Source organism: Janthinobacterium sp. HH104 (assembly GCF_001758715.1).
Classification (GTDB): domain Bacteria; phylum Pseudomonadota; class Gammaproteobacteria; order Burkholderiales; family Burkholderiaceae_D; genus Janthinobacterium; species Janthinobacterium aestuarii.
The window spans coordinates 14,495-31,741 of sequence record NZ_LRIB01000060.1 but is presented as its reverse complement, the minus strand read 5'-3'; the positions used below and the strand labels follow the sequence as shown (position 1 = coordinate 31,741).

Sequence of the window (17,247 nt, the reverse complement as noted above, 5' to 3'; positions counted from 1 at the left end):
GCGGTGTTTCAATTCAAATAATATGTGAATGATTGTAATGACAAAGATAAAAATTTCCGCAATAACAGCAATTCTCCTTTCCTTGATCGCCTGTTCTCCCAAAGCGCCTGATGCTACAACGCAGGCCGCGACAAATAGCAGCCCAGCTGCTGTCATTGAGGCAGTCAAGCCGGTCGATGCATGGCATTACTTCACCAGCGAAGATAAAATGAGCGGCGATACGGTCTACTTTGCGAACCTGCATAGCAGTAATACGGTTGATTTTGCTTTTCCGTATAACGGAGAACAGAATGCCAGTGTGACGCTGATGAGTGATAGCCGGCCTAAGAAGAGTGCGATGTTCTCGATTAAGAAGGGCCAGATATTGTGCCAATCCTATCAAGATTGCCTGGTGCAGGTGAGATTTGACGATAGTCCGCCTGGTTATTACAAGGCCGTTGGCGCCTCCGATCAAAGTACGACAACGATCCACTTCCGTGATGGGGATAAATTTTTCCAGGAATTAAAAAAGGCGAAAAGGCTGCGCATTGCCGCAGAAATGTATCAGGAAGGTTCGCCTGTATTTGAATTTGATGTCAGTGCATTCGATCTGCAAAAATTCCTGCCCAAGAAATAAATTCAAATAAAGTCGCTTCCTGATAAAAAGGCGTTGTCCACGAGCTTATTGCGGACAACGCTTTTTTTATTGCGCCGCCAATCCCAGTTTCAGTCCCACCAGCTTGCCCGGCGCGGCCTCCGTTTTTTCCGGCGCACCGGCGCTGACCCTGGCCGCCGGCGTTCCATCCTGCTGCAGGGCGGCCAGAATCGCCGCGCTGCGCTGGGTGCCCAGTTTGCTCAAGGCGTCGGCGGGCAAGGGCTGCTTGGCTTCCAGCTGCTCGCGCAAGCCCTTGTAGAAGGCGCCCGTATCGGCCACTTGCGGCTCGCCTTCGATCAGCTTGCCCAGGCGTTGGAATACGGGGATTTTTGCCGGAGCCGGAGCCGGAGCTGTGGCGCTGGCGGATGCGGCCGCTGTGGCAGGCGCAGCCGATTCCGCCGCCTTTTTCTGCTTGTCCAGCTCGGCCTTCCCGAAGCGTTCGCCGTACAGGTCGCGCAGGGCGCCCCGTATCTTGCGTTCGCCCAAGTTCAACGGTCCCGGTTCTTCGCCCGCTTCCAGCTTGATGCCGGCCTTGGCGGCGACGGCGCGGCGCACGGCCTGGGCGCGCAGGGCGGCCGCGTCCGTGTCGCTGTACTGACCAGGCACGGCCAGCTTCAGCTGTTCGCGCTTGGCGAGGATTTGCGCCACCTGCTTGAGTTTTTCCCGCTCGGGCGGCAGCAGCACGGCGCTACCCGCGTCGAAGTCGATAGCTTCGAGCTTGTCGGCGCTAATGCCGAGCAAGTTGCCCAGCGCGCGGAACGGCGCCGTGACGATTTTCGTCAGCACATTACCCACGGCTTTCCAGATCAGGGCGCCATAGCTGAATTGCGGGTCGTTCATGTCGCCCGACACGGGCAAGCCCAGGTCGATGCGTCCTTCCGAGTCCTTGAGGATGGCCAGCGCCAGTTCCAGCGGCAGCTTCAAGGCGTCCGGGCTGTCGATGCGCTCGCCCAGGGTCAGCTTGTCGAGCACGATCTGATTGGTGCCGTCGAGATGGCGGTTGCGCACCTTGTATTGCAAGTCCAGCGAAATCTTGCCTTCTGCCACCTTGTAGCCGGCGAACTTCATCGTGTACGGCGAGGCGGACACCATGTCGACATTCTTGAAGACCACGTTCAAGTCGGTGTTGTCGGTCGGGGCGAACGGGTTCAGCTGGCCACGCACGCGGGCCAGGCCGAATTCGTCGATGCGGCCATCGAGTTCGATCTGGCTGCGCGCATCGCGCTTGGTCGACAGGCCCGTGACGACGCCATTGAGTTCATAGATCTTGGCGGCGAACTGGGGCCGCAAGCTGAGGTCGGCAAAATCCAGCTTGGCGTTTTGCAGGCGCACGCGGCGCACGCGCACGGGGAAGGCGGCGTCGGCTGCCGGCGTGGCGGAGGCCGCAGGAGCGGGGGCCGTTGCCGTGGCAGGCTCGGGCGCCTTGACCAGCAGGCGCTGGGCATTGAGGCTGCGGTCGTTTTCGATGATCAGCTGGGCGTTCGGTTCCACCACGCGCAGTTCGGGGATGTCGACGAAGTCCGGGCCTACGCTGGCCGTCATCTTGTCGGCGCGCACGCTTTTCCAAGAGGCAAAGCGCTTGCCATCCGTTTCATTGAGCACGAGGCCGGCAATATCGACGCCGCCCACATAGCGGACCTTGGGCGCTTTCGGCGCGCCGCCGCCCGTCATCAGGCGGCCGCTGCCGGACACTGCGCCACCCGCCAGCTTCAGTTTTACGTGCTGCGCCAGCAATGGTTGCACGGGCGCCAGGGTCAGCTGTTTCAAATTCAGCTGCGCATCGACGGCGCCCGTGCTCGGCACGAACTTGCCATTGGCCGTCAATAGGCCGCCTTCGCGCAGGCCCACGCCCAGTTCAAACGGCAGCGCCTGTTTCATGTCGTTGCTGACGTTTTGCAGTGACAAACGGGCATCCTGCACATTGACCTTGATGCCCGTGCCCGCGTCATCGAAACGGGCGCCGAACTTGCTCAGTTCCACCTTGTCTACCTTGGTGGACCATGGCGCGGATGGCGCGTCCTTGGCAGGGGTGGCCTTGCCGGAGGCAAACACGGGCAGCTTTTGCGCAATCGCAAATTCCCCCTGGCGGTTGCGCGCCAGGTCGATCTGCGCGCCGCTGGCCGTCACGGCGCCCAGGTGCACAGTGTGCGCGGCCAAGTCGATCTTGCCGTCGATAAAGCCCAGTTGGGCCAGCTTGAACGGCGTTTGCGCGCCCCGTTGCATGGTGAGGTCGGCCAAGCCAAAATGTGCGCCGTCGATGACGGTGGCCATGCCCGATGGACCTTGCTGCAAGCCCAGCTGCAGGTTCAGCTGCAGCTGTTTGGCGCTCAGCTGCAAAGCTGGCGAAACGGTTTCATCAATGGCGGATACGTCCATATTGGCGAGCGCCAGCTGTTTCAAGTCCACTTTCCACTTGCCGGGCGTGGCTGGTGCGGCGGGCGTGGCGGCGGCAGATGCTGCTGGCGCCGGATTACCGGGCAGCATCAGGTTCGCCACGTCGATCTCGCCCTTGCTGTCGCGGCGCACGGCCACCTTGCCGCCGTACAAGTTGACCTTGTCGACCGTGACCTTCTGGCCTGCCAGATCCACGTTCACGCCGGCGATGCCCAAAGTGTTCAGCGACGTAAAGGCGTCGCTCTTGCCACTTTGTAGCAGCGCCAAATCGCGCAAGGCGAGGCCCGCACCTTTGACGGTCGCTTCCAGCTTGCCGTCCGCATAGGAAAAAGCGTAGGGCAGGCGCGCCGACAGCTTGCCGCTGGCGACAGTCGCGCGCGTATAGGCTTTCAAATACGCGGCCAGGCCGGGCAGGGAAGCGTCGTTCAGTATCAGTTCGCCTTCGCCGCGGATGGGGCTGAGCGAGGCCGTGCCGCGCCAGTGCAGCTTGCCGCCGCGCGCCGCATCGGCACTGAGGCTGTAGCTGCCGTTGGCGTCGGGCAGGGTGGAGATATTATCGAGCGTAAAGTTGATCGGTGTGAAGTTGTCCGCATAGCCGGCCTTCTTGTCTTGCCAGTCGACTTTGCCTTGCTCCAGCGCAAAGTGGGCGATGACGAGGCGCGGCATGCCACCTTCGCTCTTTTCCGGATGGTTGCGTTGCCAGGTGGCCAGCACTTCGGCCAGGTTGAACTTGCCGTCCGGCGTGATCGTCAGCTGCGCTTGCGGCGCCGTGATGCGGATTTCCGCCAGGCTCCAGGCGCGGCGGACGATGGATTTCCATTCCAGCTGCACGGCCAGGGCGCCGATGGACAGTAGCGGTGCATTGTTTGCGCTGGCCGCTTCCGTGAAAGCGATCTTGTCCGCTTCCAGGCGCAGGGTGAACGGGTTGAAGCGCACGTCGGCGATACTGGCCTGGCGCGCGAGTTCTTTTTCTGCAAATTTGGGTAACTGGTTTTTGATGACGTAGGGCACCAGCCAGAAGCCGGCCGCACTGTAGGCGGCCAGGGCGCAGCCCGTGCCCAGGGCCCAGCGCTGCCAGCGTTTCCAGCGAAATGTTTTCGTCTGCACGCTTTTGTTGTCGATTGTGTTCACGAACTTACCTTTTAGTATCTTGTTGGGCGGCACGTCTTGCGCGCCGTGACTGTCAGTATGCCTCTTTGCGGCCTCGTCTGCAAAATCCAAACGTGTTCAAGTGATAACAGGCGCCTAAGGGAGCTAGTTTCTTCTGTAAAACTCACACAAACTCACCTTTTCTTGATAATGATTCTCATTATCGGTATCATGTGCGCTAACCGTAAGTTTCCGCTTGCCCCCCATTTCCCAATTGAAAGCCTGACGCCATGCCTGTTGCCACTCCCCGCACCCGTTTACTTCCAGTGGCGGCAGCCCTGTCGCTGGCCTTCGCTTCCCACGCCGCGCTGGCGGCCAATGCGGCCAGCGGCCAGGACGAGCCGACGGCTGGCGATGAGAAAGTCATGCAGGCAGTGCAAGTGACGGGCGCCCGCGCGCAAGGACTGGTGCCGCTCACCACGGAGGCGGGCAGTTTTCGGGGCGCCAGCATCATGGACGTGCCATCGACCGTCAACGTGATCACGCGCGAATTGCTGGAGCAGCAAGCCGTCTCCGGCCTGTACGACGCCGTGCGCAATACGGCCGGCGTGACGCGCCAGCAAAACGGGGGAGAGACGTGGGATCAGCTGGTGATACGCGGCATTGCCGTGGAAAACCGCACGAATTACCGCCTCAACGGCTCCCTGCCCATCATGAACTTCTCGCAAGTGCCCATGGAAAACAAGGAGCGGGTGGAAGTGCTGAAGGGCGCTTCGGCCCTGTACTACGGCTTTACGTCGCCGGCCGGCGTCGTCAACTTCGTTACCAAGCGGGCCGGCAGCCAGCCCGTCACCAGCATGGGCTTGAGCCTCGATGACCGTGGCAGTGCCGTGGCGAATGTCGACGTGGCGCGCCGTTTTGGCGTGCAGCAGGAATTCGGCGTGCGCATCAATGCCGCTGGCGGCACCCTCGGTTCCTACCTGGATGATGTCGGCAATGGCAACCGCCGCTTCCTTTCCACGGCGCTCGACTGGAGAGTGACGAACAAATTGCTGCTCAAGGCCGACCTCGAGTACGAGCGCCGCAGGGTGACGGAGCAGGCGGGCATCGCCTTGCCCACGGCCGTGAAAGGCGTGATCAGCTTGCCGCGTGCCGTTGATCCGCGCAAGCTGATCGGCCCGGACTGGTCGAATTTCGAAGCGCAAACGAAAAACGCGCAATTGCGCGCCGACTACGCCATCGCCGATGGCTGGGCCTTGACGGTGGAGGCGGGCCACTCGGAAACGGCGCGCGACCGCCGCCTGGCGATCTTCCGCCTGAACAACGCGGCCGCGCTGGCCACGGGCGCGGGCCGCATCACGGGCAATATCCAGCACAGCGTGATGACGTCGGACTTGCTGCGCGCGGAACTGGCCGGCAATTTCAAGACGGGTTCCATCGCCCACGAACTGACCCTGGGCGCGTCGCGCACGGACAAATCTCAAGATCCGATTTACCAGAGCAATTACACGATCGCCTCGCAAAACCTGTACAACCCAGTGCCCGTGACGACTGTCGTGTTCGGCCCCAAGCCGACGGCGCCGACGACGGCCGGGCTCGACACGCGCGACACGGGCTTGTATGCGCTCGACCGCATGGTTTTCAGCCCGCAATGGCAAAGCGTCATCGGCGTGCGCCGCAGCAGCTATCAAAGCGACCAGGGCGCCAGCCACTACGACGTCAGCAAGACGACGCCGATGGCCTCATTGATCTACAAGGCCATGCCCGAGCTGTCGTTCTATGCCTCCACGGCGCGGGGGCTGGAAGAGGGCGAAACGGGCCCGACGGGCACGGTCAACCAAGGCGTCAAGATGGCGCCTGGCGTGAGTAAACAAAAGGAACTGGGCGCGCGCTGGCTGACCCCTGGCGGCACCTTGCTGTCTGCCGCGCTGTTCGACATCACGCGCCCCGGCTATTACACGAATGCCAGCAATGTATTCACGTCGGACGGCGAACAACGCTACCGCGGCCTTGAACTGTCGACCCAGGGCAAGCTGACGCGCCAGTTGTCGTGGCAGACGTCGGCCCAGTTCCTCGATCCAAGCTTTGCGCACATCAACGCCGACTACAACGGCAAGGCGCCGGAAAACGCGTCGAAACGCACGGCCAGCGCCTTTCTCGCTTACGCGTTTGACGCCATGCCGGGCCTGTCCGTCAACGGCGGCGCGTATTACTACAGCGCCCGTCCCGTCAACGATTTGAACCAGGCCTTCCTCGGCGGCGTCAGCCTGTTCAGCGCGGGCGCCCGCTATGCGAGCCGCGTGATGGACAAGGCCGTTGTCTGGCAGTTGAACGTGGAAAATGCGGCCGACAAGCGCTACTGGGCTGGTGCCGGCACACGCCTGGCATCGGGCGCGCCGCGCGCGATCAAGCTGTCGATGAAGGTGGATCTATAAGGCTTGACTTGCGCGCTGTCCACGGGTGACCTGCGCTGATACAATGTTGCCATGTTCATCAGCAAAGGCAAGGCCGGCATCGTCCTGTGGATCGCGTGTATCGCCATCTTCCTGGCCACGCTCGCCCCTACGGTATCGCGTGCGCTGACGGTCGCCAGCGGCCTGGCCGTGCCCAGCCTGGAAATCTGCTCGGTGGCGGGCGGCATGAATATGCTACCCGCAACATTCTCCACGGATAAGCCCGATACCAAGAGCAGCATGCGCATAGGCGATTGCCCGTGCTGCAGCATGCATGCGGCAGCCCTGGATGTGCCGCCCACGACCCTCGTGCTCGCTTCCGGAGAGCTCATCACGGGCTTGCTGCCCCTGCTGTTCTACCAATCCGCCACGCCCTTGTTCGCCTGGACACCTGTCCAGCCTCGCGGGCCGCCTGCCGCTTTCTGATCTGTCCCTTTCCCTGAACTGCCTTGCGCCGCGCGTATCGTGCGCTTGCGTCTGTTCGTCTTGCCCATACAGAATCTGAAAGCAGCACCATGAAACATTTCCCCTTATTGATTTCCCTCGCCATCGCCATGCCCGCCGTGGCGCAAACCCGCACTGAACAGGTTTTGCCCGAGATGAAAGTCATCGTCACGGCCATAGGCGACGGCTACCGTCCCGCCGCCGACACGGCGCTCATGTTATCGAGCACGCCCGGCTACAGCGTGGCGGCCGGCGGCGGCGTGTCCGGCTTGCCGGTGGTCAATGGCTTTGCCGATGACCGGCTGAAAATACGCATCGACGGCATGGAACTGACGTCGGCCTGCGCCAACCACATGAATGCGCCGCTGTCGTATATCGATCCGCAGCAGGTGCAGCGCATCCGCCTGATCGCGGGCGTGACACCCGTCAGCGCGGGCGGCGACAGCATCGGCGGCACCATTGAAGTGCAGTCGAACGCGCCCGTGTTCGCCCAGCCCGGCGCGGGCCTGCTCACGCAAGGCAGCTTTGCCGTGTCGGGACGCAGCGTCAACAACAGCGTGGCGACCAGCGTGAACGCGTCGGCCGGCAGCGACGTGCTCAGCGTCGGCTACAGCGGTGCCTACACCCGCGGACACAGCTATGAAGATGGCCACGGCAACAAAGTGCTGGCCAGCATGTTTGAAAGCATCAACCAGTCCATCGTGCTGGCGGCCAAGCGCGATGGCCAGCAGCTGACCCTGCGCGCCGGCGTGCAGCACATTCCGTACCAGGGTTTTCCCAACCAGTACATGGACATGACGGACAACCATGGCCAGTTCGCCAACCTCGCTTACAAGGGCGAGTTCGGCTGGGGCGTGTTTGACGCGCGCGCCTACTGGCAGCAGACGGACCATGAAATGGGCTTTTTCACCCCCGAGCGCACGGGAACGATGCCGATGATCACGCACGGGCGCAACACGGGCTATGCGCTGATGGCCAGCTTGCCCATGAGCGCGGGCGAGTTGCGCCTGGGCCAGGAGTGGCACGGCTTCCGCCTTGACGATTACTGGCCGGCCGTGCCCGGTTCCATGATGATGGGGCCGCGCACCTACCTGAACATCAACGACGGCAAGCGCGACCGAACCGTGCTGTTCGGCGAACTGGAAACGCGCCACGATGCGCGCTGGACGAGCGTGCTGGGCGTGCGCGGCGAATCCGTGCGCATGGATACGGGCGACGTGCAATCGTACGGCACCAACATGATGAACATGCCGGACGTGATGGCCGCCAGGGCCTTCAATTCGCGCAGCCGCAGCCAGCGCGACACGAATATCGATGCTTCGGCGCAAGCCACGTTCACGCCAGACGCGGCCAGCAGCTATGAATTCGCGCTGGCGCGCAAGGTGCGCTCGCCCAACCTGTACGAGCGCTACTCGTGGGGGCGCGGCTCGATGGCGATGACCATGACCAACTGGTTTGGCGATGGCAACGGCTATGTGGGCAGTATCGACCTCAAGCCCGAGACCGCTTACACGGCGGCCTTCACGGCCGATTGGCATGGCGGCGGCGAGGAGGGCTGGTTCGTGCGCCTCAACCCCTATTACAGCAAGGTCGACAATTACATCGACGTCGACGTGCTGTCATCTTTCCACCCCTACATGAAAATGGGTGCGAACGGCAATTTGCTGCGCTTTGCCAACCACGACGCCAAGCTGTATGGCGCCAATCTGGCGTGGCAGCTGCCACTGACGAGCAGCGCACGCTGGGGCAGCTTCATGGCGACAGGCAACGCCGCATACACGCGGGGCAAGCGCAGCGATGGCGGCGACCTGTACCGTATGATGCCGTTCAACGCCTTGCTGGCCGTCGAGCACAAGCTGGGCGCCTGGAGCAACCGCATCGAAACGAAAATCGTGGCCCGCAAGGATAAGGTCGACGCGCGCCGCGTCGAACCGGAAACGGGCGGCTACGCGCTCGTCAACCTGCGCAGCAGCGTAGCGCTGAGCAAGATGGCCAGCCTGAGCGCGGGCGTGAGCAACCTGTTCAACCGCGCGTATGCAGACCCGCTGGGTGGCGTGTATTTGTCCGGCTTGAAAGCGAACGGCGGCGCGCTGCAAGCATTGCCGGCCGAGGGCAGGTCGATTGATCTGGGGCTGCAACTGAAGTTCTAAGGCGAGTAATCAGCGGGCGCCTTCTTGCGCCGATGCGCACGGAAGGTGCCTGCTGGCATTGCCACATCGGCGAGCGCCTGGGGTTTGTGACAATGTGCGCGTGTATCTTTTTCAACACCATCCTCTGGCTATCCGGCACAGCGCCATCAATTCCCACCGCCGTTCTTTTTCCGCCGTGACCCCGTGAGGACGCGCAGCGCGGTGGCGATCGGCACCTTGTTCTTGGCGAGGTAGGCGGCGGCCGTGGCCGTATCGAGCATTTCCTGGAAAATAATGCCGACTTCGACCTTTTGGGCCGTCAAGTCGTCCTGCCTTGCGCAGTCGAGGATATCCATATTCGTAGCAGTGACTTTGTCATTCTTGGAGCGCATTTTTGCCTCGGTGGAAAAGAGAAAAAATGTCTCCTTTTATTTGCCTTTAAGATAACTTATTTTTGTGACTTTGTGGTAATTTTTCTTTAATCGATAGTGCATTCAGGAATTAAATTTAGCTATCGTCAGGGATAGGGCTGCCGGTTCTGGTATTGCTTGACGGAACATTTGGCTGCATAGTGGGAACTGCAATCAAACGGCGTTTAGCTGATCAGGCCCAAAAATTATGACAAGTAATGCCAAACTGGCCGTCCTGATCGATGCGGACAATGCCCAGGCGTCGATCATCAAGGAGTTGCTGACGGAGGTGTCGACTTTTGGTACCGCATCGGTGAAGAGAGCCTATGGAGACTGGACTACGCCCAATTTGAAGGGCTGGAAGGAAGTCCTGCATTTGATGGCCATTCAGCCGATCCAGCAATTCAGCTATACGACAGGAAAAAATTCGACGGATTCGTCGCTGATCATCGACGCCATGGACTTGCTGCACTCGGAAAAACTGGACGGTTTTTGCCTTGTATCGTCCGACAGTGATTTCACGCGCCTTGCGACACGGATTCGCGAATCAGGACTGGCCGTATATGGTTTTGGCGAAAGAAAGACGCCGCCAGCCTTTGTCGCCGCCTGCGACAAGTTTGTCTATACGGAGATCTTGCGGCCGGTGACACCGCCTCCTTTGGCAGAAAAGCAGCAAAAACCGTTACATGGGCTGGCGCCTGTCTCCCTCGACGCGGATACGCGGGAAGTGTTGCGCAAGGCCATTATCGCCGCGGCGCGCGATGACGGTTTTGCCTCCTTGAGCAGCGTCGGCAGTCTGATCCTGAAAAATAACCCGGCCTTCGACCCGCGCCACTATGGCTGCCAGAAATTGAGTGAGCTGGTGCGCCGCCTTCCTTTCGTTGAAGTCAAAGAAGTTCAAAACGAAAAGAATCCCGCCATGCATCTGTACATCAAATTGAAATAGGGAAGCAGCCGGGCCATCACGACAGATGATCCACCGTCACCCATTGCCTGATCAACCATCGTTTGCCAGCGGCGCCCGGATGCGGTCTAATCATGGCTTGTTTCTTTACGAGCTTGCCATGCTGCCCACTTCCGCCATCGCCGCGCTGCGCGAAAAATTTCCCCTGATTACAGAACTGATGGCCTTGCAGCCCTTGAGCTGGTTCAATCCCGGCATTGCGCCGGCGGCCGAGGCCTTGAATGACGTGGGCTTGACGGCGGATGACGTGGCGCAGGCCAGCGCGCGCCTGGCCCGTTTTGCGCCGTATCTGGCCAAGGCTTTCCCGGAAACGCAGGCCAGCGGCGGCATCATTGAGTCGCCCGTCGTGCCGTTGCCCGCCATGCAGGCGGTACCAGGTTTGGCGTTAGACATGACAAGCGGTCAGCTGTGGCTCAAGCAGGATAGCCATTTGCCCATTTCCGGCTCGATCAAGGCGCGCGGCGGCATCTATGAAGTGCTGAAACACGCGGAAACGCTGGCGCTGGACGCCGGCTTGCTGAAAGAGGGCGATGATTACAGCCTGCTGGCCAGCGACGCCGTACGGGCGTTTTTCGGCCAGTATGCGATCGCCGTCGGCTCCACGGGCAACCTGGGTTTGTCGATCGGCATCATGAGCGCGCGCCTGGGCTTTCGCGCCACCGTGCACATGTCGGCCGATGCGCGGCAGTGGAAGAAGGACAAATTGCGCAGCCACGGCGTCACCGTCGTCGAGTACGCGACCGACTACAGCGTGGCCGTGGAAGCGGGGCGCAAGCAGGCGGAAAGCGATCCGACCTGCCACTTCGTCGACGATGAAAATTCGCACGATCTGTTTCTCGGCTACGCGGTGGCGGGCCAGCGCCTGAAAGCCCAGTTCGCCGCAAAGAACGTCACGGTCGATGCGCAGCATCCCTTGTTCGTGTATCTGCCGTGCGGCGTGGGTGGCGGCCCCGGCGGGGTGGCCTTTGGCTTGAAGCTGGCCTTTGGCGATCATGTCCACTGCATCTTCGTCGAGCCGACCCATTCACCGTGCATGCTGCTGGGCGTGTACACGGGCTTGCATGATGGCATCAGCGTGCAGGAAATCGGCATCGACAACCTGACGGCCGCCGATGGCCTGGCCGTGGGACGCCCGTCCGGCTTTGTCGGGCGTGCCATGCAGCGGCTGATCGACGGCTACGCCACCGTCACGGATGAAGAACTGTACCGCTTGCTGGCGACCTTGGAACAAACGCAAGGCTTGCGCCTGGAACCGTCGGCCGTGGCCGGTTTCGCGGGCATTCCTGCCGTGCTGGCCGCGCCGCAATACCAGCGGCACCTGGAAACGGCCACGCACCTGGTGTGGGGCACGGGCGGCAGCATGGTGCCGGAGCACGAAATGGCCGCTTACGTGGCGCGCGGCCACGCCTTGCTGGCGGCCGGCGCCGCTTGATGCCGGCCGGCGCACCGCGCATGGCGACGCTGACGGCCAGCCAGTTTGCCAACCTGCACACGTTTCTCGTGGCGGCGCGCCATGCCAGTTTTGCCTTGGCCGCGCAGGAACTGGCGCTCACGCCCAGCGCCGTCAGCCACCGTATCGCGCGGCTGGAAGCGGGCCTGGGTCTGCGCTTGTTCGAGCGCCTGACGCGGCAAGTAAAGCTGACGCAGGATGGCGAGCGCATCTTCGCCGCGCTGCAAATCGGCTGGGAGGGCTTGCATGCGGCGCTGGCCGGCGGCGATGCGCTCACGGGCAGCATCACCGTGCATGCGCGCCCCTCCATCGCCCAGTGCTGGCTCGTGCCGCGCCTGGCAGGTTTCACGGCACAGTATCCGGACGTGTCGATCGATTTGCGCGTGGGAAATGATAGCGTGGACTTTCGCGCGGGCCAGGTCGACCTGGCCTTGCATTACGGCGACGGCAACTTTCCCGGCCTGGCATCGCGCAAGCTGATGGACGAATGGCTGGCGCCCGTCTGCAGCCCGGACTATGCGCGTGACCATGGTTTGCTTGATATGCCGCAACACTTGCGCGACGCGACCGTGCTGCACGACACCCTGGCCTGGCCCGCCTGCGCGCCCGATGCCGAGTGGCGGCTGTGGCTGAACGGGCAGGCGCCAGAAGTGAGTTTGCCCGCGCGCAGCCTGCGTTTCGACCGCGCCGACCTGTGCGCGCAGGCGGCCATCCACCACGCGGGCGTGGCCATGGGCCGGCGCCAGCTGGTGCAGCCGTGGCTAGATAGCGGCCAGCTGATCCTGCCGTTTGGCGGCTTTTCCTTGGCCAGCCCGCAGGCGTATTATCTCGTGCACAGCGGGCGCGCCGCGCTGCCGGCAAGAGTGCAGGCCTTGTTCGACTGGCTGGTGGGGCAGGCAATTTGATACACTGCGCGCCTTGTTCAAGAAAGCGCACGAAGGAAGCACCATGCACGCATCATCCCCACTGACCTCCACGCCGCCACAGGAATTGCGTACAACTGCGCTCGCCTGCCTGCTCGAACCGGACCCGGCAACGAAGGTGGCGATGGTGGCGGCCATGGCCGAGGCCCAGCTTACGCTCGATGCGCACCTGCCTTTGGCGCCGACCGGCGCCGTGCCGGGCCGTCCCGAACGGCCGGAACTGGTGCCGCCGCGCCTCGTGGGGCGGCGGTCGATGATCACGCCGGAAGGGCGCGCCATGCTCGTGCATGCGCTCGCGCACATCGAATTCAATGCGATGAATCTGGCGCTCGACGCGCTCTGGCGCTTCCCCGATTTGCCCTTTGATTACTACACGGACTGGCTGCGCGTGGCGAAGGAGGAGGCCACGCACTTTGCCATGCTGCAGGCGCACCTGCAGGTGCTGGGCCACACGTATGGCGACTTCCCCGGTCACGACAGCCTGTGGGAAATGGTCGACAAGACGCGCGGCGACGTGCTGGCGCGCATGGCGCTCGTGCCGCGCACCCTGGAAGCGCGGGGGCTCGACGCGATTCCGCCGCTGCGCGCCAAGCTGGCGCAGGCGGGCGACATGGCCGCCGCCGCCATCCTCGACATCATCCTGCGCGATGAAGTGGGGCACGTGGAAATCGGCAACCGCTGGTATGGCTATCTGTGCGATCAAAGGGGCCTGGAGCTGCGCGCCACCTATGCCGAGCTGGCGCTGCGCTACGAAGCGCCGACCCTGCGCGGTCCGTTCAACCTGGAAGCGCGGCGCCGGGCGGGGTTTTCGGAGCTGGAACTGTCCGATCTGCCCGCCTGACCATGCTTACGGATGGGCCGTGATGCTGATGTGCCAGTGGCTCAGGTGTCCCGTCTCGATGTGCACTTTGGCCGGCTTGGTCCAGGCGCCAGCGCCGGGGATATGGTCGGTAGTGGCGGCGGAAAAACGCCCGTCGACGAGGGCCAGCTTGATGAAGCGGGGGCCGATGTAGATCACGCGCGTGCTGGCCTGCGCCGCTTCCTGGGCCAGCATGGCGCGGTTCGCCGCAATCCACGCCACCAGGGCTGCCAGTTTCGGCTTTTGCGCGGGGTTGGCCACCACTTCCGCCTTGGCGGCATTGATCAGATTTTGAATGGCGGCGCCATCGTTCTGGCCGCCCAGCGCGTCCGTGTAGCCGCCCGCGCCGTCCGCGTAGCGCAAGTCGATCTGCTGGCCGTCGCTGTGACCGCTGTGGCCGAGGATGGAGCGGCCCGTTGCCGTCTGCGTCACGTGCTGGCCGCTGATGTCGTCGAAGCGGTAGGCCTTGCCTGCCAGCCAGGCGATGGCCAGGCGCGTGGCCCACGAATCGCCGCCAGGGTCGCGCGTGCCATAGCGCCGCGCCGCCAGCGCCGCCTCGTTGTCGGCCAGGTACAGGGGGATGTAGGCCGTGTCGCCCTTGAATTCCACTTGCCCCCCTTCGGCCGGGTCGGAGCTGGCATCGACATTATCGATGCGGCCCTTCAGACGCACCGTGACGACGGCCTTCTTGTCGAGCTTGGCGCCGGCAAAGGCGGGCAGCACCAGGCTGGGAAATTTTACGGTGCCGGCAGTCTTGGTATTGGTCTGGGACAATAGATTCTCCGCGCTGAAGGCGGGATTGCCGCCGCCCGACGAAATGCCGATGTTGACTTCCGTAATCGTCGCCGCCGCTGGCGTGTAGTGCAATTCCAGCGGCAAGGTGTGCGTGGCCGTAGCCGTTCCTTGCGAGACGGAAACATACGGCCCCGCCAAATTGCCCGTCAGCTTGATCGGCTGCAGCACGGGGTGGGCGGCCTGGTTCGGCGAGCTGAACTTCGCCAGCGTCACCTTCAAACCCTTGCACGCGAGACTCAGTTCCACCGTCGTCACGGTGGCCAGGGCGCTGTCGCCGATATTCGTGGCGCTGACGTTGCCACCCAGGTTCAGCGCTCCAGTATGGGTCTGCTTGCTGACGTCGACGCACTCCGTCCTGACGATGGTGCCTTGCGTGAAGTGCGACTGGTTGACGGCGCCCGTGGCGGCCAGGTTGACGCCGGGCAGCCCTGTCACGGCGTATGACCAGGTATCGTTGTACTGGCTTTGCGCCGTCGTGTAGGTGGGATACTCGGCCGTGCTGACGGTGATTTTCACGCCCACGTTTTTCGTGCCCTGGGGCACGGTGAAGGCGATGGGCGAGGTGATGGTCTGGTTTTGTGCGGCTGCAATGGCCGTGAAGGTCTTGCTGCCCTCGTCAGCCTGCGGCGTGGCGTCGCCTGCGGCGCGGGGGCTGGCGGGCAGGTCGCGCGCGGGCGGTCCGGCGCCATCCTGCGTGACGCGGCCGGCCGCATAGGTCTGCACCCCGCCGCGCAAGGCCAGGCTCGCCGCATACGGATAGACGATGTCGACATTGACGTTGCTGCTGTTCTCAAAAACGACGGCGCTGACGCTGACCACGTTCGGGTGGACGAGATCGTTCAAGGTCAGCTGGTAGGTATCGGGCAGCACGCCATCGAAATGGAAGGCGCCCGTGGCGTCGACCACGGCCACCTGGCGCTGGTGGTTGTTGTAGCCGGCCAATAGCATCTTCTTGCCGGCCAGTCCCGTGGCATTGCCGCCCGCCGGGGTGCGCAGCTGTCCTTGCAGCACGATGCCGGATTTGATGACGATCAAGGCATAGCTGGCCGTGAACTCGCCATCCTGCGAGACGAAATTGAGGTTCAGGTCGTAGCTGCCGTTGGGCAGGGATGCCAGCAGTTGTTGCATGACCGTGGCGCCGATGCTGAAGGTGCCGCTGGCCGCATCGAACGTCCAGTAGGTCTTGAGGCTGATGGCCACGTCATTCGGGCCGGACAGCAGGCCGTCGCTGTCATCCTGCAGGGCCATGGGGGCCGCATCCACGAGGCGGAACGCGAGGCCGCCCGGCTGCAGGCGGTTGTTCGGCCCCAGTCCCGTGATGGCCAGCACGGGCGCCGTGGTCGGCACGCTGCCGTCATCGTTCGGCTCCACATAGGTTTCCACAGCCGTGGGCAGTTGCGTCTGGATCAGCAGGTCCAGGGTCGTGACCTTGCCGCCCTTGCTGAGGGAAAATTGCGCGTGCTGGTCCACGCCCGTGTCGCCGGGCGTGGAAAAGCGCAGGCTGCCGTCCTGCAGCAGCACGTCCGTCACGGCCCCGCTGGCCTTGACGCTGTCGGCGCCATCGGGAAAGCCCAGCTCGGCCAGCGGCAGCACGATCACTTGCGCGGGCCGTACGGGGTCGAGGACGATGCCGTCGCCGGTACTGAAGGTCCATGTCAGGCCGGAGCTCTGGAAGGCGATGCTGCGCTCGATGCGCACGGTGATGGTGTCGGCGGGCGTGACGGTGGCGCCCGCGCCGATGCTGCCGGCCAGCACGTTGCCATCGATGATGGTGCTGCCTGCGGGCGCGCTGGCCAGCACGGCTTGCACGTTGACGGCCGCTTCGCTGCCATTGTTGCGGATGTGTACGCGGTAGGTGTAGTCCCAGGCCGTGCGGTTGACGCGCTGCTCGGCCACTTTTTCCAGCAAGGTGACTTCCAGGTCCCCGGCGGCCTGGGCGGTGGTCGCACCGGCCAGCATGACCTTCGGCGCGGGCGCCTGCGTGGGATCGTTCGGGCCGCCGCAGGCACACAGGCTCAGTGCCAGCCCCGTGGCCAGCGCGGCGACCGCCAGTTGCCGGCGCCGCAGGCAGGCCATGGCCATTACGCCCGCCAGCAGCAGCCATGGCGTGGGCGGCAGGGCGACGGCGGCCGGTTGCGTGATGCCCGCCTCAAGCTCGATGAAGGAGACGGGGTCGAGGATGGAAAACGGCTGGGCGCCGGGGCTGCCCGCGCCCAGGTAATCGAAGGTGACGGAAAAGCCCGTGAGCGTGGCGCCGGGGACGATGCCGCCGACCAACGCCAGCGCGTCGAGGTAGCCGCTGGCGGGAATGGCGGGATCGGGCTGCACCACCAGCACGTCCCAGCCTGGTAGCGTGAAGCCGCTCTGCAGGTTGGCGTACTGGCCCACACTGAAGAACAAGGTGAACTCCTCGATGGGCACGGCCAGGGTGATATTGCTGACCGTATAGTCGTAGCGCCACTGTGTGCCGCCCAGCGATGTCGCCGTGTAGCCTATGCTGGTCGCGTGCGCGGCAGACATTACGCACAGCAGTAGCGCCAGCAGCGCCTGTTTGATAAAGCTCATGATCGTTCCCCCATAGCCTGGCGCCAAGCGTGCCCAGGCAGGAGGTCAAGCAGGAAGCGTTCCTGCATCGATTGTGCTTTAAAAACAAGGGCTTGGCGGCAATGGGACGGAGCAGGTGTCAAATTTTCCGACACGGGA

At 63.1% G+C, this 17,247-nt stretch carries 11 protein-coding genes; 8 read left to right on the top strand and 3 right to left on the bottom strand.

Going from position 1 to position 17,247, the window contains the following annotated elements; translation table 11 throughout:
* Positions 1-37 precede the first annotated feature (37 nt).
* On the top strand, positions 38-616 hold the full coding sequence (locus tag JAB6_RS27115) for a hypothetical protein (protein WP_139143518.1): 579 nt from the start codon (positions 38-40) through the stop codon (positions 614-616).
* 66 nt (positions 617-682) lie between these two features.
* Here JAB6_RS27115 and JAB6_RS27110 read toward each other — a convergent pair whose 3' ends face one another.
* Positions 683-4,159 carry a DUF748 domain-containing protein gene (locus JAB6_RS27110; RefSeq protein WP_254671814.1) on the bottom strand — a complete coding sequence of 1,159 codons (3,477 nt, stop codon included), beginning with the start codon at positions 4,157-4,159 and terminating at the stop codon, positions 683-685.
* A 248-nt stretch (positions 4,160-4,407) separates the two neighbouring features.
* On the opposite strand from JAB6_RS27110, the gene JAB6_RS27105 reads away from it, so the two are divergent.
* The 3 genes from JAB6_RS27105 (at position 4,408) to JAB6_RS27095 (ending at position 9,164) form a co-directional block, all read left to right on the top strand.
* Positions 4,408-6,552, top strand: coding sequence for a TonB-dependent siderophore receptor (locus JAB6_RS27105; RefSeq protein WP_070305883.1), 2,145 nt, complete (start codon positions 4,408-4,410; stop codon positions 6,550-6,552).
* 51 nt (positions 6,553-6,603) lie between these two features.
* Positions 6,604-6,996: a DUF2946 domain-containing protein gene (locus JAB6_RS27100; RefSeq protein WP_070305881.1), complete on the top strand. Its 393-nt coding sequence runs from the start codon at positions 6,604-6,606 to the stop codon at positions 6,994-6,996.
* An 89-nt stretch (positions 6,997-7,085) separates the two neighbouring features.
* On the top strand, positions 7,086-9,164 hold the full coding sequence (locus JAB6_RS27095; RefSeq protein ID WP_070305879.1) for a TonB-dependent receptor: 2,079 nt from the start codon (positions 7,086-7,088) through the stop codon (positions 9,162-9,164).
* A 146-nt stretch (positions 9,165-9,310) separates the two neighbouring features.
* Here the strand turns inward: JAB6_RS27095 and JAB6_RS27090 are convergent, their stop codons facing one another.
* The gene (locus JAB6_RS27090) at positions 9,311-9,499 is read right to left on the bottom strand and encodes a hypothetical protein (protein WP_139143517.1); all 189 of its coding nucleotides are present in this window, start codon (positions 9,497-9,499) and stop codon (positions 9,311-9,313) included.
* A 262-nt stretch (positions 9,500-9,761) separates the two neighbouring features.
* On the opposite strand from JAB6_RS27090, the gene JAB6_RS27085 reads away from it, so the two are divergent.
* The 4 genes from JAB6_RS27085 (at position 9,762) to JAB6_RS27070 (ending at position 13,731) form a co-directional block, all read left to right on the top strand.
* Positions 9,762-10,499, top strand: coding sequence for an NYN domain-containing protein (locus JAB6_RS27085; protein ID WP_070305878.1), 738 nt, complete (start codon positions 9,762-9,764; stop codon positions 10,497-10,499).
* A 118-nt stretch (positions 10,500-10,617) separates the two neighbouring features.
* A complete protein-coding gene (locus tag JAB6_RS27080) occupies positions 10,618-11,949 on the top strand; it encodes a D-serine ammonia-lyase (RefSeq protein WP_070305876.1) in 1,332 nt (443 codons plus the stop codon).
* 20 nt (positions 11,950-11,969) lie between these two features.
* Entirely contained in the window at positions 11,970-12,872 is a 903-nt protein-coding gene (gene dsdC / locus JAB6_RS27075; RefSeq protein ID WP_139143516.1) for a DNA-binding transcriptional regulator DsdC, read from the top strand.
* A gap of 43 nt (positions 12,873-12,915) precedes the next feature.
* Complete coding sequence (locus JAB6_RS27070) at positions 12,916-13,731, top strand: ferritin-like domain-containing protein (protein WP_070306039.1); 816 nt, start codon at positions 12,916-12,918, stop codon at positions 13,729-13,731.
* Between the two features lie 6 nt (positions 13,732-13,737).
* Here the strand turns inward: JAB6_RS27070 and JAB6_RS27065 are convergent, their stop codons facing one another.
* Positions 13,738-17,109: a hypothetical protein gene (locus JAB6_RS27065; RefSeq protein ID WP_070305873.1), complete on the bottom strand. Its 3,372-nt coding sequence runs from the start codon at positions 17,107-17,109 to the stop codon at positions 13,738-13,740.
* Positions 17,110-17,247 lie beyond the last annotated feature (138 nt).